At 45.0% G+C, this 22,944-nt stretch carries 16 protein-coding genes; 9 read left to right on the top strand and 7 right to left on the bottom strand.

Going from position 1 to position 22,944, the window contains the following annotated elements:
- The first annotated feature begins 182 nt into the window (after window positions 1–182).
- From HA050_RS06590 to HA050_RS06550, 9 genes are read left to right on the top strand one after another with little or no spacing between them, the layout of a single operon-like run.
- The gene (locus tag HA050_RS06590; RefSeq protein WP_166823698.1) at window positions 183–2,174 is read left to right on the top strand and encodes a protein adenylyltransferase SelO family protein; all 1,992 of its coding nucleotides are present in this window, start codon (window positions 183–185) and stop codon (window positions 2,172–2,174) included.
- 19 nt (window positions 2,175–2,193) lie between these two features.
- A complete protein-coding gene (locus tag HA050_RS06585; protein WP_166823696.1) occupies window positions 2,194–2,694 on the top strand; it encodes a toxin-activating lysine-acyltransferase in 501 nt (166 codons plus the stop codon).
- Window positions 2,694–3,704 carry a radical SAM/SPASM domain-containing protein gene (locus tag HA050_RS06580; RefSeq protein WP_166823689.1) on the top strand — a complete coding sequence of 337 codons (1,011 nt, stop codon included), beginning with the start codon at window positions 2,694–2,696 and terminating at the stop codon, window positions 3,702–3,704. Before HA050_RS06585 ends, HA050_RS06580 begins: the two co-directional genes overlap by 1 nt.
- A 22-nt stretch (window positions 3,705–3,726) precedes the next feature.
- A complete protein-coding gene (locus tag HA050_RS06575; RefSeq protein ID WP_166823686.1) occupies window positions 3,727–4,914 on the top strand; it encodes a glycosyltransferase family 2 protein in 1,188 nt (395 codons plus the stop codon).
- Window positions 4,911–5,606 carry a class I SAM-dependent methyltransferase gene (locus HA050_RS06570; RefSeq protein WP_166823683.1) on the top strand — a complete coding sequence of 232 codons (696 nt, stop codon included), beginning with the start codon at window positions 4,911–4,913 and terminating at the stop codon, window positions 5,604–5,606. The genes HA050_RS06575 and HA050_RS06570 overlap by 4 nt, the downstream gene beginning before the upstream one ends.
- A gap of 41 nt (window positions 5,607–5,647) precedes the next feature.
- Window positions 5,648–6,805 carry a radical SAM/SPASM domain-containing protein gene (locus HA050_RS06565; protein WP_166823680.1) on the top strand — a complete coding sequence of 386 codons (1,158 nt, stop codon included), beginning with the start codon at window positions 5,648–5,650 and terminating at the stop codon, window positions 6,803–6,805.
- A gap of 47 nt (window positions 6,806–6,852) precedes the next feature.
- Window positions 6,853–8,115: an HlyD family secretion protein gene (locus tag HA050_RS06560; RefSeq protein ID WP_166823678.1), complete on the top strand. Its 1,263-nt coding sequence runs from the start codon at window positions 6,853–6,855 to the stop codon at window positions 8,113–8,115.
- Between the two features lie 5 nt (window positions 8,116–8,120).
- Complete coding sequence (locus HA050_RS06555; protein WP_166823675.1) at window positions 8,121–10,286, top strand: peptidase domain-containing ABC transporter; 2,166 nt, start codon at window positions 8,121–8,123, stop codon at window positions 10,284–10,286.
- 16 nt (window positions 10,287–10,302) lie between these two features.
- Window positions 10,303–11,577, top strand: coding sequence for an erythromycin esterase family protein (locus HA050_RS06550; protein WP_166823672.1), 1,275 nt, complete (start codon window positions 10,303–10,305; stop codon window positions 11,575–11,577).
- A 26-nt stretch (window positions 11,578–11,603) separates the two neighbouring features.
- Here HA050_RS06550 and HA050_RS06545 read toward each other — a convergent pair whose 3' ends face one another.
- From HA050_RS06545 to HA050_RS06515, 7 genes are all read right to left on the bottom strand, one after another.
- Window positions 11,604–13,193 carry an HD family phosphohydrolase gene (locus tag HA050_RS06545; RefSeq protein WP_166823670.1) on the bottom strand — a complete coding sequence of 530 codons (1,590 nt, stop codon included), beginning with the start codon at window positions 13,191–13,193 and terminating at the stop codon, window positions 11,604–11,606.
- Window positions 13,194–13,330: 137 nt separating this feature from the next.
- Window positions 13,331–15,670, bottom strand: coding sequence for a GspE/PulE family protein (locus tag HA050_RS06540; protein WP_166823667.1), 2,340 nt, complete (start codon window positions 15,668–15,670; stop codon window positions 13,331–13,333).
- A 76-nt stretch (window positions 15,671–15,746) separates the two neighbouring features.
- A complete protein-coding gene (locus HA050_RS06535) occupies window positions 15,747–16,511 on the bottom strand; it encodes an MBL fold metallo-hydrolase (protein ID WP_115229908.1) in 765 nt (254 codons plus the stop codon).
- 11 nt (window positions 16,512–16,522) lie between these two features.
- Window positions 16,523–18,739, bottom strand: a complete 2,217-nt coding sequence (locus tag HA050_RS06530) for a CHASE2 domain-containing protein (protein WP_166823664.1) — start codon at window positions 18,737–18,739, stop codon at window positions 16,523–16,525.
- A gap of 2 nt (window positions 18,740–18,741) precedes the next feature.
- Window positions 18,742–19,488 carry an FHA domain-containing protein gene (locus tag HA050_RS06525; protein ID WP_166823661.1) on the bottom strand — a complete coding sequence of 249 codons (747 nt, stop codon included), beginning with the start codon at window positions 19,486–19,488 and terminating at the stop codon, window positions 18,742–18,744.
- Window positions 19,489–19,566: 78 nt separating this feature from the next.
- Complete coding sequence (locus tag HA050_RS06520) at window positions 19,567–20,397, bottom strand: Stp1/IreP family PP2C-type Ser/Thr phosphatase (protein WP_205836329.1); 831 nt, start codon at window positions 20,395–20,397, stop codon at window positions 19,567–19,569.
- Window positions 20,390–22,924: a CHASE2 domain-containing serine/threonine-protein kinase gene (locus tag HA050_RS06515; protein WP_166823658.1), complete on the bottom strand. Its 2,535-nt coding sequence runs from the start codon at window positions 22,922–22,924 to the stop codon at window positions 20,390–20,392. Before HA050_RS06515 ends, HA050_RS06520 begins: the two co-directional genes overlap by 8 nt.
- Window positions 22,925–22,944: the final 20 nt, after the last annotated feature.

The raw sequence follows: 22,944 nt of genomic DNA, 5'->3' as shown, positions 1-22,944 counted from the left end.
AGTGGTGAAGGTGGTAATGAGTCAGGCTACTGGACTCATAACCAGTATGGCGAGCCAGTTTGGGTAAGCAACTCTACAGGTCAGCCGTAAGCTAGTTTCCGGTCTTAGACCGGTTGCAGGTAGGGGCTGTTCCTTACCTGCAACTTATTTATTGGTTAAGTCGCCTTATTTTGGAATTTTGTATGCTATCTGCCATTCAGCGTAGTACTTTAGATGATCTTGTAAAAACTTACAAAGAAGTTACTACTGAGAACACTGTCTACTATGGCAAAGAGTTACCTGTGAGTAGTTTTGTTCCATTTAAAGCAAAGCGGCTTCGTAATGCCAGATTGTTGTGGGTAAATCACGCATTGTTGCGAGACTACGGGGTAGATACTTCATCAATTGAGTTGAGTGAGTTAGAGCCGATTATGCTGGAGGCATTTGCTTATGCGATACCAGCAGAAGGTGATGATCCAGCTCTTTATTGTGATGAAGAAAAAGAATTTGTTGGTGAGCGATACGGGGCACAAACAGAGACAGCGAATGGAGGGGGGGTGCGTTGTGGTTTAAATGGGCGCTTTCAGATAAAAGGCATAGGAAAAAACCCACTTGCAGCAACCAACGTTGATCACTGGCACACATATGGTGGGGCAACGTTGGACGAGGGGGTCCTTGAAGCATTGTGGGGGGAGATAACTCACCAAGAGCTTCCCTTCGGTGGTGTCAGAATTCTGGCCCTGATCGCAACAGGCAAAGTGGTGGAATCTAATTATGGTCGTGCTGATGGGATTGCGGAGCCTGCAGCAAGCGCCTTAATGATTCGCGAGCCAAACATCCGGCCTGCTCATTATGAGCGTTCAATTTATTACAAGCCACATGAGGCTACAAAAGCACTTTTAGTCCCGGACTTTATGCGGGTAGAAGATGCAATCCAGCGTATTGAACTGTCATTGCCACAATCACTTGAGGAGCCGGTCGGAGCAGGTGTTAAAACATTAGCTGAGAGATTAGCCCGGCAACTGGCTGCAGCCAGGGCAATGCGTATTGTTCATGGTGCACTTACAAGCTCAAATGTTTCTATAGATGGGCGCTATATTGATTTTGGGACAATTACAACGTTGCCTGATTATGGTAATCGTATTATCGCACGCGGATTTCCCCCTTTCTGGAATGACCATATTCAAATACTTGTCATGCTCCGCGAATTATATTTTTACTTAAGTAAGTACCGGCCCGATGTTGGCACAAATGAGCGTGAGCAAGTACAGCAATTCTTTAAAGATACCTTAGTTAATGAACAGGCAAGAACCTTTTTGCAGGTAGCTGGCATTCCACGGCTTGTGCTGGCCAATTTAGATACTCAGGTGTGTGTTAGTTTTTTTCAGGCATTGCAGCCTGTATTGTCTGCGCCTGAAAATGAAATACCCCCAGTTACAGATATAACTCAGCCGGGATTGTTGAGACAGTTATTACAAATAGCGTTATATGCAGGAAAGAATTTAAATTACAAAGATATTCAAATATTAGTTCCAAAATTTACACTTGGCACTTGCTATATTAATAGCTTTCTTCTGTTTTTACCAAAATTAGAAGACGCAGTAAATATGGCCGGGTTGACATGGAATAGTTTTATCAATGTATTTGAATTGCAATCAGCAAAGTTTGATGTGGATTTGACACCACTTTATAACTGGACTGTTGTGCTTAAAACTCAATTAATGCGGAAGAACTATTTGCAACAACCCGGGATGGTGATTGATGAGATTGGTGTTTATTTACGTGATTTAATTGATTTGCACGCCAGGGCTGATCACCTCTTGCCATTGGATGAAATGGTTCTTTCGCAGCACAGCCTGAATAAATCCACCGTACGAATTCAATTGGTTTATCGAATCACTGATTCTGACTTATTTATACGACTGGTTCCTTCTGAGCAAAGTAACTCTGATAAATGGCGGCTATTTATTTCAGATAGTGAATCGCATATGCAAAGTCTGAACGGCGTTTCATATTTTCCTGTTTGCATTTCAGATTGTGAAAAAGAAATTAAAGTAATATGTGATTCTGTTAGCCGGAAATGGTCAGTTAAGCTGAATATAAATAATAAAATTAAGGATGTTTTAATTCAATTTTTTAGTGTTGGATTACATAAAAAAACAGAAACAAGGCTTGCTGCTGAATCTATTTTCTGATGATATAAAGGTTATCGTGATGAGTTTACATGAATTGCCATTTGCCGGGCGAGTGGATCTTGCTGTCCAAATTGGGAGTGCAGCAGAGGTCATAGCATATAATTCTGAATATCGTAAATTTCAATTTGCTGCACTAGAGTTTTGGCTCATTCCTGCAGCATTACATGGGCAAGTTAAATGTTTCTTTGATGCGACAGGCCGCCCAACAGGCTTTATTACCTGGGCACTTGTTAATGCACACACTGAGCAGAAATTAATTAACGACCATAAATATATACTTCATCCTTCAGAATGGATAGAAGGCGATCATCTTATTGTAATGGATGCATGTACAAATAATGGACATTTTCGTGCAATGTTGCGTTTATTAAAGCAGCAATTTACCGGAGGTCTTTTATGGCCGGGAGTAAAGTCGATACGTGCCATCAGAAGGGAAAAATCTGGTGAGTTACGAAAGGTTGTTACCTGGTTTGAATTAAAAAGCGGTAGTGACAATAAACCTGCAAAGGGGGGAATTTAATGTATGTATGTATAAAACCCTATGTAGATTATGCTGTGTTACCAAATCAGGATGTATCTGTATGCTGCTCCGCCTGGCACAGTTTCGGCCCGATAGGCTCAGCTATGGAGACTACGATTGAAAAAATATGGCAATCAGAGCGCGCACAGATATTCAGACAAAGTGTGAGCGATGGCAGCTTTAAATACTGTCATGCCAATGCGTGCCCACATTTAAAAAATCATGATGGCCCGGTGATTCTGCTACAGGACGCTCCGGAGATTATTCGGAATATTATCTTAGATAATCGTTTTGACCAGGCCCCATTACCGAAAAACTTGCACCTTGCTTTTGATGAAACGTGCAATTTACGTTGTCCTTCTTGCAGAAACGAAATTATTGCCAGTGATCAGACTAAGGTGAGTGACATATTTAATATGGTGCGGGCTGATGCAGCTAAGGAGGTTGAGTATATCAATCTGGGGGGGGCAGGAGATGTGTTTGCTTCACCAGTATTACGTAATTGGCTGTATAAATTTAATCCTGCTGAATTTCCTTTATTACGCCATATTCATTTTCATACTAATTTACAATTATTTTCAGAGAAAGTTTGGGAAAAAATCCCTGATGCTGTTAAAAAAATGAAAATAACTTTTGATGTTTCTATGGATGGAGCAAGTGAAAAAACCTATGGGATTAACCGGCCGCCGGGCAATTGGGATAAATTAATAAACAGATTAAATATACTGGCAAGCCTGCGTAAGCAAGGGATTGTCGCTGATGTTTGCTGTAATTTTGTTGTTCAGAAAAATAATTTCCATGAGATTCCAGATTTCATTTCTTTAGTAAATGATCTTGGTTTTGATATGGCTAAATTTACAAAGCTGGATAATTGGGGGACATTTGAATCGGATGATTACTTGCAACGTGCTGTACATTTGCCAGATCATCCTCTTCATAAAGAATATCTGGAAATATTAAAAAATCCACTATTGCAGCATAAAATTGCATATTTAGCTAATTTAAACTGAAACAAAATAATGAGATAAGCCAATGTTTTCGATAATCTTTGGAATTATATTTTTCCCTTTAATATTGTCTTCGGTGACACTCTTTTTTCTCACTGCGACTTTAAATATCAGGCTTAGCCTGCGTCAAAAAGTACTGAATACCCCTGTTCAATATCCTAAGAGCGTTATCTTAGTCCCCTATTATAATGAAAACCCATCAACCATGGTGCGTGCACTTCAGTCTATTGAAGCTCAGGATTATCCTAATCCTCTGTATGTAATGTTGTTAAATGATGGTTCCACTAATACTACATTACAAGAAATTTCAATTTGGATACAAGAGCATGGGCGTCGCCATCATTATGAATTGATTAACTTGGATAAGAACTCAGGCGCCAAGGGTAAGGCTATGGATCAGGTTCTGCATTTAGTTCCTGAAGATGCTGAAGTTCTTGCTATTGTGGACAGTGATACCCGGCTTGAACCCGATGCTATGCGATTGAGTGTAAAGCAGTTAATGAGTGATGAACGATATGCTGCTGTGTCCGGATGCGTAATTGCTTCAGGTAAGAGTAATTCACTGCTGTCATATATTCAGTACTACGAACATATTGGCAGCTTTGCTGCGATTCGATTTGCACAATCATGGCTGGGTTTGGTGGATGTTTTATCCGGAGCATTTTCAATTCATCGAATGGCGGCAATTCGGGAATTGGGGGGGTGGAGTAATTGGCTGGTCGAAGATATTTCATGGACATGGAAGGCTATTGCCAGTGATTATAGAATTGGCTATTGTCCCGAAGCCATTGCTTATACAGAAGTGCCTCAGTCAGTCCGGGGGTTATTTCAACAGCGGCGACGCTGGGCAAGGGGGCGGCTTGAAGCATTAAAAGCTGCATGGGCAATATCAAAACCCCGGACTCTTTTACTGCTTCCATGGCTTTTGCTTTGGATTCAAGGGGCAATCATGCCTTCTTTGCTTGCCGTCGTCCTTGCCCTCTTTTTTCAACAATGGTGGGTGTTTGCCATTGTTGGACTAATTGGCGTTATGCAGCTTTGGATTAATGTTTTATTGCATTATAAGCACTTAGATTCAAAAGCTGTAAATATCCGGGATGTCATATTACAAGCAGTATATTTTCCTGTTTTCGAAATAGCAATTATGCCTGCCAGTATTTTCGGCTTTATGGATGAGCTATTTAATGTGAAAAAACACTGGTTAACACGATGAAAAAAAATTCGAATCTAGAAATAACATGTTCTGTTAATGATTTTGCCATGCAATCATCAAATTACAGCGAAGACTGGACCAGCATGCATGCCGCAAATTTTAAAGCTGCATTTGAAAATGTTTTAGGGCCGCTAAATAATGCCCTTGAAATTGGCTCTTTTGAAGGCCGCACTTCCTTGCATTTTTCTTCATTATATTTAAACGGTTCAGGTCAAGTACTTCATGCGGTTGATCCTCACCCAAAAGATGTATTTTGGGAAAATACAGCCGAGCGCCGGGCCAGTGGTCATATTTCTTTTAGTCAAATGAAGTCATTCGACTATTTGATTAGCAGGCCTGATTACTTTTTCGATTTTATTTACCTTGATGGCAGTCATATTGGAAAGCATGTTTTACAGGATTTAGTTGTTGGCTGGCGTAAATTGAGGGTTGGTGGAATCATGTTAATTGACGATTATCATTGGAAAAACCATTGGTATATTGAAAGATTATTCCCTGCTGAGTTATTAAATATGCCGGAAAAAAAATATGCGAATACATTTTATCCGAAAAAAGCAGTAGACAGTTTTTGTAAAGTTTTAGGGCCTGAGGTCGAGATAGTTTTTAATAATTATCAAGTTTGTTTACGCCGCCTTTGTGATTTGGACGAAATGGTTGTTAATGAGGAAAAAGACCGGTTGTTTTGTCCATGATGACTGAATATTAATCTGTTCTGATAATGGTGAATTAAGCTATGTACTCTCATTTGTTTTGCAGTAAACCTTTTAATTTTATTGATATTAAACGTAATAAGGCAGGGGTTTGTTGCTGGGTAAAGTTACCTATTTGGCAAGGTGAGAGCGCTGATTTTTCAATAGATTCGGCCTGGAATTCAGATAATGCACAAAAAATAAGGAAATCAATTCTTGATGGTTCGTTCAGCTATTGCAGCAAGGATTGTCCATTTTTACATGGGGCTGCTGCCCCTCCTGCGGTGCAAGAAAAACAAGATTCAGTAATACATGGCTTCTTGAGCGCGATTTCAAATCCTGTTCAGGGCCGTGATCAATTAAAAGACACCGGAATGCTTCAGATTATCAGGGATAACTTGTGCATCATGCCTGATCTCCCTGCATTTGTTGAATGTGGTTTTGATAATTCTTGCAATTTATCCTGCCCAAGTTGTCGTAATGAGCGACAAGTGGAAACAGAGCATCAAGAAAATATTCTGGTTATGCAAAATAAAGTAGAACAGCAGCTTTTTCCAGGATTGAAGAGTTTATATATCACAGGGTCGGGAGATCCATTTGGTAGTCCATATTTTAACCGCTGGCTCAGAAAAATGAGTGTGAGTCATTTTTCTGATGATGCGTTTATTCACTTACATACAAATGCTCAGCTTTGGGATGAGGCAATGTGGAATAAATTGCCGGAGTCTGTGCGTGAGCGTTGTAAAACTTGCGAAATTTCAATTGATGGCACTAGTGCTGCTACGTATGAATTAAACCGGCGAGGCGGGGACTTTAATCGGTTGTTAAATAATCTTGAGTTTATTGCTGGATTAAAAAGGGAAAGAAAACTTCTTTATTTGAAAATTCATATGGTTGTTCAGGAAAATAATTATCATGAAATGCCTGATTTTGTTGCCCTTGGCCGGCGTCTTTCTGCGGATGAAGTATATTTCAGCTATTTATCAGACTGGGGGACATTTTCAGTAACTGAGCTGGAAATGCGTCAAGTTCACTTGCCCACGCACGCTCGTTATCATTCTTTTTTGAAAGTACTAAAACACCCATATTTGCGGGAACCATGCGTTAATCTTGGGAATTTAAATGATATAGATTGTGCTCAATATCAGAAAACTCACCATCCCTTAATAAGGTTACGGGAGTTGGTTGCTACCGGCTCTTAATCATTATTAACAGGTTTTTAAATATAGTTATTTAGAATTGCGTGCTCATGTCCTCTTCACCTTTATTCCGTTCTGAAGTTGTTTTGTCACAACAAGTTTCTCTGGAAGGGCGGATTATTTTGCCGAGTCAGGCAAATCTGACATGGCTGGCTACTGCAGGAGTATTTTTGCTGATCGGTTTGATGGCTTATAGCTATTGGGGAGAATACACCCGAAAAGCAAAACTTGTTGGTGTCGTAATGCCTGCAGCAGGGCTGCTTAAGATTGTTTCGCCGCGTGATGCCAGTGTTTTAACCTTGCTTGTTAAGGAAGGACAAGAGGTTCAAGAAGGGACTCCTTTGTTTATTGTAAGTGGTGAGCGTTATAACCGTGAAGGGCAAGGGACCGTGTCAAGTTTGCGTGGTTCAATTAAGGAAGAAATTAATTTGCTAAGCCGTGAACGCATGCGTCGCAAGGAGCAAAATCAGCTTGCAAGCCGCGCGTTGCTGCAGCATCAACAAACGTTGTTTGCACAGCAGTCTGCTGCTCGTCGTGCACTTGCAATCACAGAACAACGAGCAAATTTGCAGAAGGGGATTTTGAGTCGGAATATGCAGTTATTAGCTAAGGGTTTTATTTCTGCTTCGGCGTTACAGCAGCACGAAATAGAGGTTGCAATGGCACAAGGTGATGTTGAACAACAGCAACAAAACTTGATTGGCTTGCAACAATCTTTACAAGAAGTGGTGAATGATCAAAAGCAATCCAGCTTGCAGGGGCAAAATGAGCTGGCAGAGCTTGAGCGTAGCATTAAAAAATTAGAGCAGCAGTTACTTGAATTGGGAAGCCAGGATGCCAGCATGATTCGCGCTCCGGCAAATGGAATCGTTACGGGCATATTAGCTAAACCCGGGCAGACACTGCGGCAGAATGAATTAATGCTGGCTTTAGTGCCGCGCGATGCAGAGCTTTTGGTTGAGCTATATGCAACGAGTCAGTCTGTTGGGTTTATTAAACCAGGGCAGCCGGTTGGGATTCGTTTCAATGCATTTCCATATGAAAAATATGGAATTCAAAAGGGCAGGGTTAAAGAAGTTGCCAGGGTCGCTCAGGTGCAATCAGAATTAATTCAGCGTACTTTATTTAGTGTGCAAGATAGTAAAGAGGTTTATTACCGTGTTTTAGTTGAATTATTGAGAACAAGTGTATCGGTCAATGGGAAGGAAGAGCCCTTAAAGGTTGGAATGAGTACTGAAGGTGATGTTTCCTTAGATACTCGTCGAATTTATGAATGGCTCTTTGAGCCAATTGCAAGTTTCCGAGGGCATTAAGTTATATGCATTTGTTAAAAAAATTGAATTGGGGATGGCATAAACGTTTGCGCTTAGTAAGGCAAACAGAGTCTGCTGAATGTGGCGTAGCTTGTTTAGTTATGGTTGCCGCCTGGCATGGTTTTCGTATTGACTTAATGACATTGCGTCAGCGTTTAGGGGTTACTCAGCATGGAATGAATCTTCAGCAATTAATTCATTGTGCTGAAATGATTGGATTAATGGGGCGTCCATTACGCTTAGATTTGGAAGAATTAAAGCAACTGGCTACTCCTTGTATTTTGCACTGGGATTTAAACCACTTTGTTGTATTAAAAAAAGTTTTCCGCAATCGGGCAGAAATTCTTGATCCTGCGAGAGGTCAGGTGCAGCTTTCTTTGCATGAAGTGAGTTTGCACTTTACAGGCGTTGCTTTGGAACTTAGCCCGTCTGATGAGTTTGAACAGAAAGATATGCATAAAACTGTTCGAATCAGAGATCTGATTGGCCGTACCCGGGGATTAGTTCCTGCATTACTTAGAATTTTAGTTTTTGCCGGTGTACTAGAAACTTTAGCTTTAGCAGTTCCTTTATTTAATCAGCTGATTATTGATGAAGTATTGGTAACTCGTGATACTCATTTGTTAGTAATGGTCGCAATAGGCTTAGGATTATTAACGCTGAGTCAGGCGATTATTAGCGTTGCACGTGAATGGGCCGTCGTGTCACTGACAATGGCTTTTGGATTGCAATGGACGGTTAATGTTTTCCGGCATCTTGTTCGCTTGCCTGTTGACTGGTTTGAAAAGCGCCATATTGGTGATGTTACTGCGAAATTTCGCTCTATTGAAGATATACAGAGAACATTAACGAATAGCACCTTAGAAACATTATTGAATGCCATTTTGTTAATTGGAACTTTGGCGATGATGATGGCTTATGATGCCAGTTTGGCTACAGTTGCGGTTGTAGCTGCTCTGATGTATGCCATCTTGCGTTTGGCTTGGTTTATCCCAATGAGGGATGCTGGTGTTGATGCCTGGGTTGCCAATACTAAAGAGGCTAGTCACTTCTTGGAAACGATGCGGGGAATTTTGAGCTTACGCATAAATGGTGCCATGCCTCATCGAGAGGTTGCCTGGCGTAATTTGGAAGTTGAATCGCGAAACGCAAAATTATTACAACATAAATTAGGAATTGCTTATCACGTGTGCATGTTGCTCTTAAGCAGGAGTGTACAGATTATTGTACTTTCTCTTGGAGCGAGAGCAGTCCTTGATGGACACTTTACTGTGGGAATGTTGGTCGCTTTTTTGGCATGGCAGGATCGTTTTACTTCAAGTGCAAATCAGCTTATTGACCGTTTTTTTGAATTTAAAATGCTCAGTGTTTATACCGAGCGGCTTGCTGATATTGTGCAAAGCCTTCCTGATAGGCGGGAAAAATTTAAGTTAAAAACATTTGGACCATTAAAGGCTCCATATAAAGGGACTGCGGTATTGGTTGTTGAGGGTTTAGATTTTTCTTATGGTAATAATGAGCCTTCTATTCTGAATAATTTAACTTTTAGTGTCGAACGGGGAGAAATTGTTGCCCTAACAGGCCGGTCCGGGTGCGGTAAAACTACTTTGCTTAAATTAGTTCTTGGCATTTATCAGCCTCAGCGTGGTTCAGTAATTATATTAGGGGCTAATACTAATCATGATGATTTTGCTAAAATTCGCAGTTGCGTTGGGACGGTATTGCAAGATGACCAGTTATTCAGCGGGTCTATTATAGAAAATATTACATTATTTTCTCATGAAGTTAATATGCTGCAGGTAGAGCAATCGGCTCAATTTGCAGAAGTGCATCAAGATATTTTAGAAATGCCAATGGGATATTATACTTTGGTCGGGGAAATGGGCTCCACTTTATCAGGAGGACAAAAGCAGCGTATTCTATTAGCTCGTGCATTATATAAAAAGCCTGAATTGCTTGTTCTTGATGAAGCGACCAGTCATTTAGATATAAATAATGAATTTAAAATTAACAAAACATTACGTGATCTGGGTATAAGTGCATTGGTAATAGCTCACAGACCAGAGACTATTGCGAGTGCTGATCGGGTCCTTGAATTAGAGCGGGGGCAGATAAAGTCTGAATATTATCCATTGCACTCAGCAAAAAGAAATAGCGAAATTTATATTTAAAATTCCGGAGTTTAGGATGATTTTAGCTGCTGCAGAGAAGTCCTTTCTAGCAAATGAGAGAAAAGATGATAATAGTGGGGCGTGGTTTCAAAAGCATAGCCATGTACTGACTTCATTGAATGAGTCATGTGCTGATTCTGAATTAGCTGCATTTGCTGAAGATGTGGGAGAGGCCAGGTTTGTTGTGCTTTGTGCGCAATCACATGGGGAGGGAAATGTATTTGGTCTGCAGGGGCGCTTAGTACAATATTTGCATCAACACTGTGGTTTTGAAGTGCTCGCTATGGGCAGTGGCATGTATGATTTGTTACAGGTTTGGGAGGATATTAAACTTGGACAGCATGCGGCAACAGCGGTATTAAATAATTTGTTTTATATGTATTCTCGTTGCCCTCAGCTCAGGTTTTTATTTGAGTATATCACTCAGTGCAGATATTCGGATTACCCTTTGATTTTGGCTGGTTGTGATGGCCCGCAAGGAGGTAGAAAGTCAACCGAGGATTTGTTGGCGCATTTAAGCCATTTTTTGGAGCAATATGGTTTTATTGAGCTAAAAGAGAAAGTTTGCTGGAGCGGCTTTGTTCGTGCAGCAGAACGAATTATTTCAAGATCGAAGCCATTAATTGACAGCATTAGTGATGTTCATGATTTTCAAAAAATGTTGAAATTGTTATTTCCTATACTTGGTAATAATGAATTACACCAATTAAGTAATGATGAAAGTCGGCTGCTTTATTTATCACTGGAAGGATTGCAGGCTCAGCTAGTCGAGTTACAAGTGGGGGAAAAACGTGACTGGCAAATGTTTTCAAATATAAAATGGCTTGCTGAGTCGGTCTATTCAGGCAAAAAGTTTATTATCTGGGTTCATAGTATGAGGGGGCTTCCTTCTGGTGGAAATTCTTTAGGTGATTTACTTCGTGACTATTACGGAATGAATGGCGTTTATATTGCACATTTTACAGCATTAGGTGGGTGTATCACTGATTATGAGGCAAGCCAGAATACGATTGCTTTGCCTCATTTAAGTGAAGGTAGTTGGGAGGCTGAATGGGAAAAAGCCAAAAATGAGAATGGATACATTACGTTCAGATCTTTGATTAAAGATGCTGTTCTGCAGCATGATTTATACAACAATTTAACTTTCCGGCGTTTTCGTTATTGTGACGAGCCTTTGAGTGTTCACAATGTGATTCTACCTGAAGGAACAAATTCCCAACCTATTGTTGATAGTCTGTTTTTTATACAGAAAGTGGAGCCTGTAAAGCTTTCCTCTATGGAGGGTATTTAGCTTTTGTTATTTAATAGTTTGGGGGCTTAATCCAGCCCCCTTGCAATCCTCAATAATTTCTCTTCATCCACTTCATCAATTTGCGATGGCCCCAGGAATAATTCTGCGTAGTTTTTCCAGACTTTTTCTTTGACAAAAATCTCAAATAAATCGCCATCAATATGCTGATCTTTGGCCATGCGGGCGAGGATGGTGAGGGATTGGGATATCTTCATGCCGTCTTTATAGGGCCGATCGCGCGCGGTGAGGGCTTCAAATACGTCGGCGATGCCCATGATGCGGGCCTGAATGCTCATTTGGTTTTTAGTCAGGCCGCGCGGATAGCCTTTGCCGTCCATTCTTTCGTGGTGGCCACCGGCAAATTCGGCGACGTTTTTTAAATGCTTGGGCCAGGGCAGGGATTCCAGCATTTCGATGGTAACTTCAATGTGGTGATTAATAATCTGGCGCTCGGCTGTGGTGAGGGTGCCTTTGGCAATAGACAGGTTTTCTATTTCTTCCGCCGATAAAAACGGGCTGATGACACCATCCGGGCTAAGCCAGCTTTGCTGGGCAATGGCTTTTACCCTATCACAGGCGCTATCTGGCATAAATTCACCGCCCGTATTGGCATGCCTTAAAAAAGTTCTGTCTGATTCGATTTGCGCCAGGCGGGTTTTCCATTCGGTTTCTGTGCATTTTCCGCGCAAAAAATCAATTTCTGCATCGCGTTTGAGTACTTCAAAGCGTGCATCTATTAAATGAATACGATCAAAAATAGTTTGTAATTTAGTGGCCTTGTCTACCACATGCACCGGAGTCGTGATTTTGCCGCAATCGTGAAGCAGACCCGCTATTTTTAATTCGTAGCGATCCCGGTTATCCATTGTAAAACCGGCCATGCTGCCGTAATTAGCGTTATTAACGGCTTCAGCAATCATTATGGTTAAAGCGGGAACGCGCTGGCAATGGCCTCCGGTATAGGGCGATTTATCGTCAATGGCCAAGTTGATTAAATTAATAAACGATTCAAACAATTCTTCTAATTGATGTATTAAGCGCCGGTTAGTGAGTGCAATGGCAGCTTGTGATGCCAGCGATTCGGCCATGCTCTGGCTGTCTTGGTCAAAATAACTCAGCTCGCCGTGCTCGTCTTTGGCGTTAATCAGCTGCAATACACCAATGATTTCACGTTCGTGGTTTTTCATCGGCACGGTGAGAAAAGATTTGGAGCGATAGCCCACGCTGGCGTCAAAACGCTTGGTGCCAGAAAAATCGTAGCCTTCGGCGGTATAAGCGTCTTCAATATTAATAGTGATGTCTTTATTTACCGCGCAGGCCACCACATTGTTCAGGTTGGGCGTGCCATCGGTGTGGCGCAGCATCACGGGGGGCAGGTTAGTGGGGTGGCCGGTGGTGCCGCCCATGGCGATGCCCAGTGATTCGGTAATGACAATTTCAAAGTACAAGGCCCCTTCTTTCACCAGATAAAGCGTGCCAGCATCGGCGTTAACCAGATGTTTGGCAGCAATCAGGATGGTTTCCATCAGTTTGTCGATATGGTTTTCGCAGGAGAGGGAAATCCCGATGGCATTGAGCTGCTCTAAACGATCATGAAGGATATCGTGGCTAAGCATATTGCTTCTCTGTTGGGTCCGTGCAAAGCAAATTGAACGCAAACTGCTGCGTTTTAATTATTCACATCCATTCTGATGGCGGGGTTTGCGTTTTTGGTCTTTTTTAGCTTTGCCGCTGCTCGGAATATATTGATGGTTTACTTGATACAAACGCTGCGAATCTGGGCCATATCGGTCAGGCCCTGCAGTACTTTTTCGATGCCGTCCTGCTTTAAAGTACGCATTCCTTCTTCCAGCGCGGTGGCGAGCAATTCGGCTACGCGTGCATGTTCCTGAATTTGTTTTTTTACTTTATCGCTGCCAACTAAGAGTTCATGCAGGCCTAAACGGCCTTTATAGCCGGTGTTATTACAAGCATCACAACCCTTGGCGCGGTAAAGCGTAAATTGCCCTTCTTTATTAGCAAACGATGTTACCCAATCTTTATATACGGTCTCTGAGGCCTGATCGGGGTTCTTCTGCCAGTCGGTCGTTTGCTTTAACTCTTCGCTGTATTCTTTCAGCATGGCCTTGATTTCTGCGGCTTCAGGCTGGTATGCCTCTTTGCATTTACACAGTCTTTTAGCAAGGCGCTGCGCCAGAATGCCGAGCAGGGCATCGGCAAAGTTAAAGGGATCCATACCCATATCTAAGAGGCGGATAATCGATTCTGGTGCACTGTTGGTGTGCAGTGTGGCCAGTACCAGATGCCCGGTGAGCGAGGCTTCAATCCCTGTGCTGGTGGTCTCTTTATCGCGCATTTCACCTACCATAATGATGTCGGGATCGGCGCGTAAAAAGGCTTTCATAATGGAGGCAAAAGTCAGGCCCGCTTTATTATTAACCTGAACCTGCCGCAGTCCTTTTTGGGTGATTTCAACCGGATCTTCGGCGGTCCATATCTTGGTATCGGGGGTGTTGAGGTGCTTAAGTATTGAGTGAAGGGTGGTGGTTTTACCTGAGCCGGTTGGCCCGCAAACAAAAAACAGGCCATAGGGTTTGGCGATCACCGATTTCAGGTTGGTGATGGTGCGCTCTGACAGCGCCAGTTTATCCAGCGGCAAGGGCTCGCCCGAGGCCAGAATCCGCATCACCACATCTTCAACGCCGCCCTGGGTAGGAATGGTAGCAACGCGCAGCTCGATATCGTAGCCGGGTACATATTTTTTAAATTTGATTTTGCCGTCTTGTGGTTTGCGTTTTTCTGAGATATCCAGATCGCACATGATTTTAATGCGCGTGACCAGCGGGTTACGGTAAGAGGCGGGCACTTCTTTATAAGCCACTAAAGAGCCATCGCGGCGAAAGCGGATACGGGTCTTTTCGTTGCCGGGGGAGGGCTCGATATGGATATCGGAAACGCCGGTTTTATAGGCTTCAACAATAATCTGATTGACGAGTTTGACCAGCTCATTGTCTTGCGCCGCAGAGATTTCTTCAGGTGAAACAGGCTCGGCGGCGTCTTCATCATCCATCGTAGAAAGAAGGGCGTCGATATTATTATCAAAGCTTTGTTCACCAAAAAACAGATCAAGGGTTTTTTGGAATTCAGTCCGGGTGCTTACCCGGTAAATGGCTTTTTTATTGGGGAAAACATGGGCAACGGTGTGGCTGGCACGAATACGTTCAGGATCGGTGGTGAGGATAATAATGCCTTCTTTTTCCTCATCAACAGGCAGCCATCCGTTTTCTGCCGCGTATTCCCGTTTGATATGTTTGAGTAAATCTAAGGGTTTTACTCTTTCGGGTTTAAAGGCTTCATAGGCCACGCCAAAATAGCCTGCCAGCGATTGCCCAAGGGCAGCAAGTGGTACCTGATATTTTTCGCTGAGCAATGTTTCTAAATCGGTTTTATCGCGGTGGCTTTCACGCAGGGCTACCTGAAGTGCAGCCTGGGTAATCACATTTGCGGCAACCAGCCCGCCATACTTATGCTGGGGTGAAAATGGAAAAGGCTGTTGCTGCCTCTGTTGCAAAGCAATGGCGAGGGTTTTTGCCAGTAAGCGAATGCCGTCTTCGGTCTGGTTCTCAAAGGGGTGCTGCTGCTTATTATTGATGAGCTGCACTACGCCAATCAGTGTGCCATCGTTTTCGGATAATAAAGGTGCAGCCAGCATTTCTCTGGCATGAAAGCCGGTTTGTTTATCCACGGCTTGTAAAAACTGCAGGGTGGGGCTGTATTTGGTGAGCTCTTCGGTGTTGTAGACATCGCGGATATTAACCAGCTGCTTATGGTTGGCCACAAAGCCGGCCACGCTGCGGTCATTTACCGGAATGCGCAGTTCTTTAAAGCCTTCCAAGCCTGTTTTAACCCTGGAAATAATTTCGTTGCCCGTATCATTGGCCACATAAATAGTCAGGCGTTCTGCGCCAAAAACAGCGCACGCTTCGCCGCTGATCTCCAGCAAAATCTCATCAATATGCCGTGTTGCATGAATGCGGTTCGTCAGACTTTGAAGCTCATGCATAAAGCGTAAGGCGCTGTCTTTTTGACTCATGATGATGACTCACGGATGGCTTGGGGCGATAAGGTTCAGGGGTTTAAAGTGTTATAGGGCATGCTCTGGGTGCTGATTAAAAATGGATCAGCTGGTTTTGTTCTAATCTGCTGATGCTTAAGCTCATATTGTCCCGCAGTATTTCTTGCATGGTCAGCTCTGAATCAGCGGGCTTCAGGTGGGTGACTAATACCTGGCATGGGCGGCTGAGGTGCTTGAGCTGCTCCAGTAGTGTGAACGGGCAAAAATGCTTGGCTGCATTGGCCAGCTCGTACTCCCGGTTACTGAATGCCGTTTCGATAATTAAATGGCTGAGATTTTCAGTGGCATTCACAATGTCCCAGAAAGCAGGGCTGCAGACTGAATCACCGCTGAAAATAAGCGAGTTTTTACCGCTGTCCAGCAGATAGCCCACAGCAGGCACGGTGTGTACTGCAGGAATAGCAGTAATGGTGCATTCTTCTATGCGGCAGGATTGCCCTGTATCAAGGGTGACATAGCGCAGAAAAGGCGCTTCACGGCTGGGAATCTGATTAAAGTCGGGCCAGACCGCCCAATTAAAAATATGCTTTTTTAATACTCCTAAAGTGGCTTCGCTGGCGTACACGGTAAGCGGGGCGCTGCGGCTGCCTAAAATAGTATCGGCCAGCATGGGCAGGCAGGCGATGTGGTCAAGATGGGCGTGGGTCAGAAAAATATGCTCAATACGGGTGAGCGCCGTAAAGCTCAGGTCACCCACGCCTGTGCCGGCATCGATCAGAATCGAATCATTGAGCAGAAATGAAGTGGTGCGGTTGGCACCTCCTATTCCACCACTACACCCCAGTATTCGTAAGTGCATCGAGAGGCCTGCTATTTGCTGTCAAATTGATGTACGCCATCCCAGTTACTGCCGGGTGGATTACGCCTGAAATTCTGGATTCTTTCTAAGTAAACACTGTAAAGATGATGCTCGTTTTCTGCGGTTATTTTCTGCAGATTAAGGAGCTGCATTTCGGCCAGATCCCACTCTTGCTTACGATAGAGTTTGAGGCTTTCATGAAAGAGGATGAGTGCGGCCTCATCGTGGCGGGTGAGTGGCAGAGGCTCGTAAAGGGTGACGGCCTCTGTTTTCCCCATCACGCGTACCCGGTCTATTTCGCGGTAAACCAGGTTGGGGGCGGCGTTGCGGGTGTTTTCGCTGACCAAAATACTCACTCCGTAATATTTGGTTAAGCTCTCCACCCTGGATGCCAGATTCACGGCATCGCCCATGACGGTGTAATTCATTCTGAATTGCGATCCCATATCACCAACCGTGACATTACCTGTATTGACACCCACGCCAACAGAAATGGCGGGCCAGTTGCGTGCGGCCAGCCTGGGGTTGAGCTGATGAATCGCTTCCTGAATCTCTAAAGAGGCCAGTACTGCATTCTGGGCGTGATCCGGGTCAAAAACCGGGGCTCCCCAAAAAGCCATTACGCAATCGCCGATGTATTTATCAATGGTTCCCAGGTGCTGATGTCTGATGACGGTTGAGATTTCGGTCAGAAACTCATTCATAAAACGGCTTAACTCATCGGCCGGCATGCCTTCGGATATTTTGGTAAAGCTTCTTACATCGGTAAATAGCACGGTAAGAGGGCGGTTCTGGCCTTCCATGGTGTATTTTTCCGGATCTTCGCTCATGCGTTCAACCAGCTCTGGCACAACGTACTGGCCGAATAATTGGGTGAGCTGGCGCTTACGGCGGCTTTCAAAGAAATAGCCATAGGCCATATTCAGGGTGTAGAGGCCCACAATGATCATTAAAGATGCGGCCAGTGGCATATCAAGATGGGCGTAGTGCCAGAGTGCTATATTGCCCGCAGTCAGAAAAAGCATCAGCAACAGGCAAAATACACTGGCAAAAAGCGGTGAGAAGCGGATCAGCACCCAAATCAGCAACGGGCCCAGAATCAGCAGCAGCAAAAATTCTGCGCCAAATAAATAGCCGGGGTGCTGGGGCAGAGACTGATCCAGAATCGCGGCAATTAAATTGGCATGAATCTCAACCCCTGCATAAGATTCGCCTACCGGGGTTGCGCGTAAGTCTTTTAAGCCTGGCGCGGTGGTGCCGAGTAAAACAATTTTATCTTTAAGTATTTCAGGGCTTACTTTGCCTGAAATAACATCTGCAGCTGAAACATAGGGAAAACTTCCCTGCGGGCCTTTAAAGGGGATCAGTGCCCAGCCGTTTTCATTAACAGGCAAGCGCCGGTTGCCTAAGCGAAATGCTTCCAGCGCGTAAACACCTTCTGTGCTTTCTTCAAGCACAGGGGAAAACACTTCCTGGCCTAATGCCATTCTGGCGAGTGCTAAACCGAGGGCAGGATAATAATCTTCGCCAATTTTTACGACTAATGACACACGCCTGGCAATGCCATCACTATCCAGAATGGGCACAAAATGGCCGCCATGCCCGGCGGCCTGCTGCAAGCCGGGCAAATTGCCCCCATAGTTTTTCCCTCCCACAATCTGCTTAGAGACAGGGGCTAAATCGCTTGCTTTAAGAATGGCAGGGGGGAGGGTTCCGCTGGAAACTGCTTTGGCTTCATTACTAAAATAAAAGCCGGTAATCACAGAGCGGTTACTCAGGGCTTTGGCAAAGCGTGCATCGGTGTCCAGCTCTGGGGTCAGCCTGTTTAATTCGTTTTTAAAGGCGGTGTTTGTGCTTAATTCATTGGCCGCCATTCTGCGTAAGACAGGAAGGCCGGAGCTTTCATCGGGCTCGGCAAAAACCACGTCAAAACCGATGGTTTTAATCTGATAGTGATCGAATAGCTGATCGATCAGTTTTGCCAGATGATCACGCCGCCATGGCCAGCGGCCAAGCTCGCCCAGACTTTTTTCATCAATATCAACAATCACAATCCTTGAATCAACGCCACCCGGCATTCCCAGCCTTAACCGTACATCGTAAAGATAAACATCTATCTGGCTGAGGGTGGGAAGGCGGGGAGTGCCAAGGACGTGCATCAGGGCCAGCAGCAGCAGCAGTGCACCGAGTAATACTTGTGGCCAGTGTTTGCGGAAGCTGGCTTTCATTTTCAGCTGCGATAAAAGAAAGTCATCTCGATCCCCAATAGCTCGATGATGTCTTTTTCTTGCAGTAAATGAGCGTGGACACCAATCTCTTTTTTATTAACCGTGGGATGGTGTTCGCCTTCTACATGGGTCAGGAAATAGCCTTGTGGCCGCTTTGTAATAACGGCCACTTGCACGCCTGTTTTGCCAAGTGTTGTGAGTTTTTTATTGAGCTCCAGCTCTTTTCCGGTATTGGCTCCAGAGAGCACTTTGATGACGCCAAGTTGCTGAGGAAGTACATCGGGCTGGGCTGGGGCCGCGGGGGCTGCCTGCGGCTGGGCCGCCAAAGGCTGTACAGGAGGCGCTGCCGGAGCAGGTGGCGGGATATCTGCAGCAGCGGCCGGGGAGGGCGGCGCAGGTTTGGCCATCACAGGCGGGCGGCCCATCATCATGGTTTTTTCAAAGTCTGTGTTGTCAGTTGGCTTTTCGCTGTAATAACGCAGAATATGTTTGCCTACTAAAATCTCATCACCTTCTTTCAACCGCTCTTTTTGAATATCGTGATGATTCACTTTAGTGCCATTGGTGCTGTTTAAATCTTCAATCAGTACATTTGAGCCTTGCATGATTAATACGGCGTGCTCTCCGGATACGGCAAGATTATCTATTTGTAAATCATTACCCGGACGGCGGCCAATGGTGAACCGCTCTTTATTGAGCTTGATTTCTTTAATTAAAACGCCGTCCAGACTAAGAACGATTTTGGCCATAATTGTTTCTCTTCTTGGATAAAAGACCTGTTTAGTGAGCCGTTTTTATAAATGCAGCGCTCTTAAAACAGAATCTGACTAAGTAAACCAGGCACTCATTTTTGACCACAAACCAGTATTGGCCGGGAAAGCTTCTTTTACTCTTACTAATATGGCAGAGATATTGTCTTTTCCCCCCATATCGTTGGCCAGCTGGATCAATTGCCTGCTGCCAAGCTCTATATTGCTGCTAAAAGCCGTAATTGTGTCTGCAATATCGCAATCATCCGCCATATCGCTGAGGCCATCTGAGCAAAATAAATAAATATCGCCGGGCAATACCGCGTGTTCGTGTAATTCGGCCTGTACGCCACTCTCTATTCCTACTGCGCGGGTGACTAAATTTTTATATGTGGAGTGCCGTGCGTCTTCAGCCGTAATGATGCCGCTGTCTATTTGTTCTTGTAAAAAAGAGTGATCTCTTGTGAGCTGGATGAATTCTTCTCCCCGCAGGCGATAGAGCCTGGAATCGCCCACATGGGCAACGGCCAGGCGTGAATCATAAAACAGCGCGCAAACCAGTGTGGTGCCCATTCCTGCACACTGTGGCTGGCTTTGTGCAGTGCCGTAAATAGACTGATTAGCATAATGCACCGCTGCCATCAGTACATCATGTGCTGCGGGCCAAAGGCTGTCCGGCCTTTGCAAGTGCAGGGGAAAGTTGGATTGCATTGCGTCATGCACCACATGGCACACCATTTCTACGGCGATTCCGCTGGCTACTTCTCCGGCGTTATAGCCGCCCATACCATCGGCCAGCACCACAAGGCCTTTTTCAGCATTAAAGTGAATGGTGTCTTCATTATGATCGCGATGCAGGCCGGAATCGGTTAAGCCCGCCATTTCCAGCGCTTGTGAGAGGTTAAGCATTAGCTTCTCTTGTGCGTAATCCGGCTTCAAGTTTAGCCATCGCGGCCGCAAAGTGTGCGCCAGTCTGGAAGCGGGTGGTTTCGTCTTTTTGTAAGGCTTTCATAATAATGGCGGCCAGCATGGGCGGTAATTGAGGGTTAATCAGCCGGGGGTCCTGCGGTGCATCATTGGCTATTTTGTACATAAGTTCGGCCATCGATTCACCGGTGAAAGGCAGACTGCCGGTACTGAGCTGGTAAAGCATGACCCCCAGGGAAAATAAATCAGAGCGGCCATCTATTTTTTTGCCTGAAAGCTGCTCGGGCGACATATAAGACGGCGTTCCCAAAACCATGCCGGTGCGGGTTTTGCTTGAATCAGTAATTCTGGCGATACCAAAATCGGTTACTTTTACGATTTTTTCGGTGGGCTCATACATAATATTGGCGGGCTTGATATCGCGGTGGACTACATGTTGCACATGGGCATACTGCAGGGCTTCTGCAACTTGCCGGACAATACTTGCACAATCAACCAATGGCAATAAATGGTCCACCTTGGTATAGGCCAGTAAGTCCTTACCTTTAAGGAATTCCATGGCGATATAACAGAGGTCGTGCTCTTCACCCGCATCAAAAATTGTGACGATATTGGGATGATTGAGCCGCCCTGCCGTTTCGGCCTCTCTGAAAAAACGCTGCCGGGCTTCATCCAGCTGATCTGCTTCAAATTCTTGCGAGAGCGACATGGTTTTGATTGCCACATCACGGCCAATTTTGGGGTCTTTGCCAAGGTAAACGATGCCCATCGCCCCTTTGCCCAGCTCTTTTTCGACCTGATAGCGCCCCAGCATGGGCTTTTCTACGCTGCCGTCTTCCAGCAGCATGCTGCCATTAACGCCGCCGCCTGAGCCACCACCCAGCATCACGGTTTCTGACATCTGATGGGCACGTTTTAATTTGGCTTCCAGATCACGGTATTTGGGGTTGTGGCCCGCCATATACTGGTAAACCGCTTCGGCCTTATTAAACTGACGCTTTCTTTCAAAATCCAGTGCCAGGTTATATAAAACCCCCATCATTCCATCGTCTAAAGGCACTTTGGACAGTTTTTCAAACGCCATATCCAGCTGGCCCTGCCCCTGAAAAGCCATGCCCAGCATCCGGTTGGATTCGGCAGATTCTGCTGTCGATTTTTCTTCTTTTTGCTCGCTGACTAAATAACGTTTGGTGGTGAGTAAACCATGGCCGAGCAGTAATAAGCTGGCTGGCCCCATTAAATGAATCCACAGCATGGATTGGCTCATCAGCACAAAGTGGCTGATTAAAAGCAGCAGAAAGAGGGCACTGGTCAGCATGGCTGCCGGGCCGGCTTTGAGCCTGGGCAACAACAAGGAAAGATAGAGGGTAATCAGAAGCGCCAGCGCCAGTGAAAACAGCGGGCTCCAGGATGGGGATACAAAATAATGCTGTTGCAGCAGGCTGGATAAGGTGTGGGCCGCAATGATCACGGGGGCTTCATTAGGGGAAATGGGCGTGACTAAAGATGAGCCGATGCCCAGTGCGGTTGCACCTATTAATACAATTTTGCCTTTGTATTTATCCAGCGGGATTTTCCCTGCCTGCACATCGTAAAAAGAATCAACAGGAAAGGCGGCCTTGCCATTTTGGTTGGGGTAGAAATAAGGGCGAAAAGCAGCATCGGCACTGACAGGCAGTTTTACCTTTGCAAGGCTGATTGATTCGCCAAGGCTGAGTTTAATTTGCTTAGGGCCAAGGTTCAGGCTTCTGGCCGCAGCGACAAGCGGGAAGGTTGGATAAATCTGATCGAAATAGCGCACTGCCAGCGGAATGCTGCGCACGACGCCGTCGTCATCCGGCACAATGCTTTCGCTGCCAATCCCTGCTGCACTGGCGGCAATCATGCTTAAAGGCTGAGTTGCACCTCTGGCCGAAGTGGGCCAGCCATTGGAGGGGTTGCCTGTGGCCTCCAGCTCCCATTTTCTGACGGCAGGCTGGAGCGGTTTATCTGGCTCGCCCTGCGCCTCGCCTAATTCAAACAGCATCGGCAGAATGACATTACCTGCCTTAGCTACGCTGCCAGCCAGCTGCTGATCCACATTGAGCTTAACAACTGCTTCGTTAAAAACCGACCCCATGGCCGCCCATGTCACGCTGTTGGGCGCTGAGGCGTCTTCTTTATACAGGCGATACAGTTTTTCGATATATACAAGGCCCCGGTCTTGCTGCGGCTCGGTAAAGAACACGCTTGTGGCAATGACTTTGGCCCCTGCACCTGCCAGCTTATCAATCAGCTGGGCATGAATTTCACGTGACCATGGCCAGCGCCCGATATTGTCGATACTGGTCTGATCAATGGCGATAACGGCAATCCGTGCATCAATATTGCGGGAAGTCAGCTTTACCCCGGCATCGTAAGCGCGCTGCTCAAGGTTGGATATCAAAGAGGTAAACAGCAAAGTAGCCAGATATACCAGCAGCACGGCGACACCGATTACCCCGTCTTTTTTTAAGAAGGCTGCTTTCATGGCGTGGTCGATATAGAAAG

Origin of the sequence: Iodobacter violaceini, assembly GCF_011601265.1 — a bacterium.
In the GTDB taxonomy this organism is placed as follows: domain Bacteria; phylum Pseudomonadota; class Gammaproteobacteria; order Burkholderiales; family Chitinibacteraceae; genus Iodobacter; species Iodobacter violaceini.
Note: the sequence above shows the minus strand (reverse complement) of the source record. Positions and strands in the feature narration are given on the sequence as shown.

What these genes read in the sequence shown, in the direction of transcription:
- HA050_RS06590 (WP_166823698.1), top strand. Translation starts at nt 183, where the DNA reads ATGCTATCTGCCATTCAGCGTAGTACTTTAGATGATCTTGTAAAAACT.
- HA050_RS06585 (WP_166823696.1), top strand. Translation starts at nt 2,194, where the DNA reads ATGAGTTTACATGAATTGCCATTTGCCGGGCGAGTGGATCTTGCTGTC.
- HA050_RS06580 (WP_166823689.1), top strand. Translation starts at nt 2,694, where the DNA reads ATGTATGTATGTATAAAACCCTATGTAGATTATGCTGTGTTACCAAAT.
- HA050_RS06575 (WP_166823686.1), top strand. Translation starts at nt 3,727, where the DNA reads ATGTTTTCGATAATCTTTGGAATTATATTTTTCCCTTTAATATTGTCT.
- HA050_RS06570 (WP_166823683.1), top strand. Translation starts at nt 4,911, where the DNA reads ATGAAAAAAAATTCGAATCTAGAAATAACATGTTCTGTTAATGATTTT.
- HA050_RS06565 (WP_166823680.1), top strand. Translation starts at nt 5,648, where the DNA reads ATGTACTCTCATTTGTTTTGCAGTAAACCTTTTAATTTTATTGATATT.
- HA050_RS06560 (WP_166823678.1), top strand. Translation starts at nt 6,853, where the DNA reads ATGTCCTCTTCACCTTTATTCCGTTCTGAAGTTGTTTTGTCACAACAA.
- HA050_RS06555 (WP_166823675.1), top strand. Translation starts at nt 8,121, where the DNA reads ATGCATTTGTTAAAAAAATTGAATTGGGGATGGCATAAACGTTTGCGC.
- HA050_RS06550 (WP_166823672.1), top strand. Translation starts at nt 10,303, where the DNA reads ATGATTTTAGCTGCTGCAGAGAAGTCCTTTCTAGCAAATGAGAGAAAA.
- HA050_RS06545 (WP_166823670.1), bottom strand. Translation starts at nt 13,193, where the DNA reads ATGCTTAGCCACGATATCCTTCATGATCGTTTAGAGCAGCTCAATGCC.
- HA050_RS06540 (WP_166823667.1), bottom strand. Translation starts at nt 15,670, where the DNA reads ATGAGTCAAAAAGACAGCGCCTTACGCTTTATGCATGAGCTTCAAAGT.
- HA050_RS06535 (WP_115229908.1), bottom strand. Translation starts at nt 16,511, where the DNA reads ATGCACTTACGAATACTGGGGTGTAGTGGTGGAATAGGAGGTGCCAAC.
- HA050_RS06530 (WP_166823664.1), bottom strand. Translation starts at nt 18,739, where the DNA reads ATGAAAGCCAGCTTCCGCAAACACTGGCCACAAGTATTACTCGGTGCA.
- HA050_RS06525 (WP_166823661.1), bottom strand. Translation starts at nt 19,488, where the DNA reads ATGGCCAAAATCGTTCTTAGTCTGGACGGCGTTTTAATTAAAGAAATC.
- HA050_RS06520 (WP_205836329.1), bottom strand. Translation starts at nt 20,397, where the DNA reads ATGCTTAACCTCTCACAAGCGCTGGAAATGGCGGGCTTAACCGATTCC.
- HA050_RS06515 (WP_166823658.1), bottom strand. Translation starts at nt 22,924, where the DNA reads ATGAAAGCAGCCTTCTTAAAAAAAGACGGGGTAATCGGTGTCGCCGTG.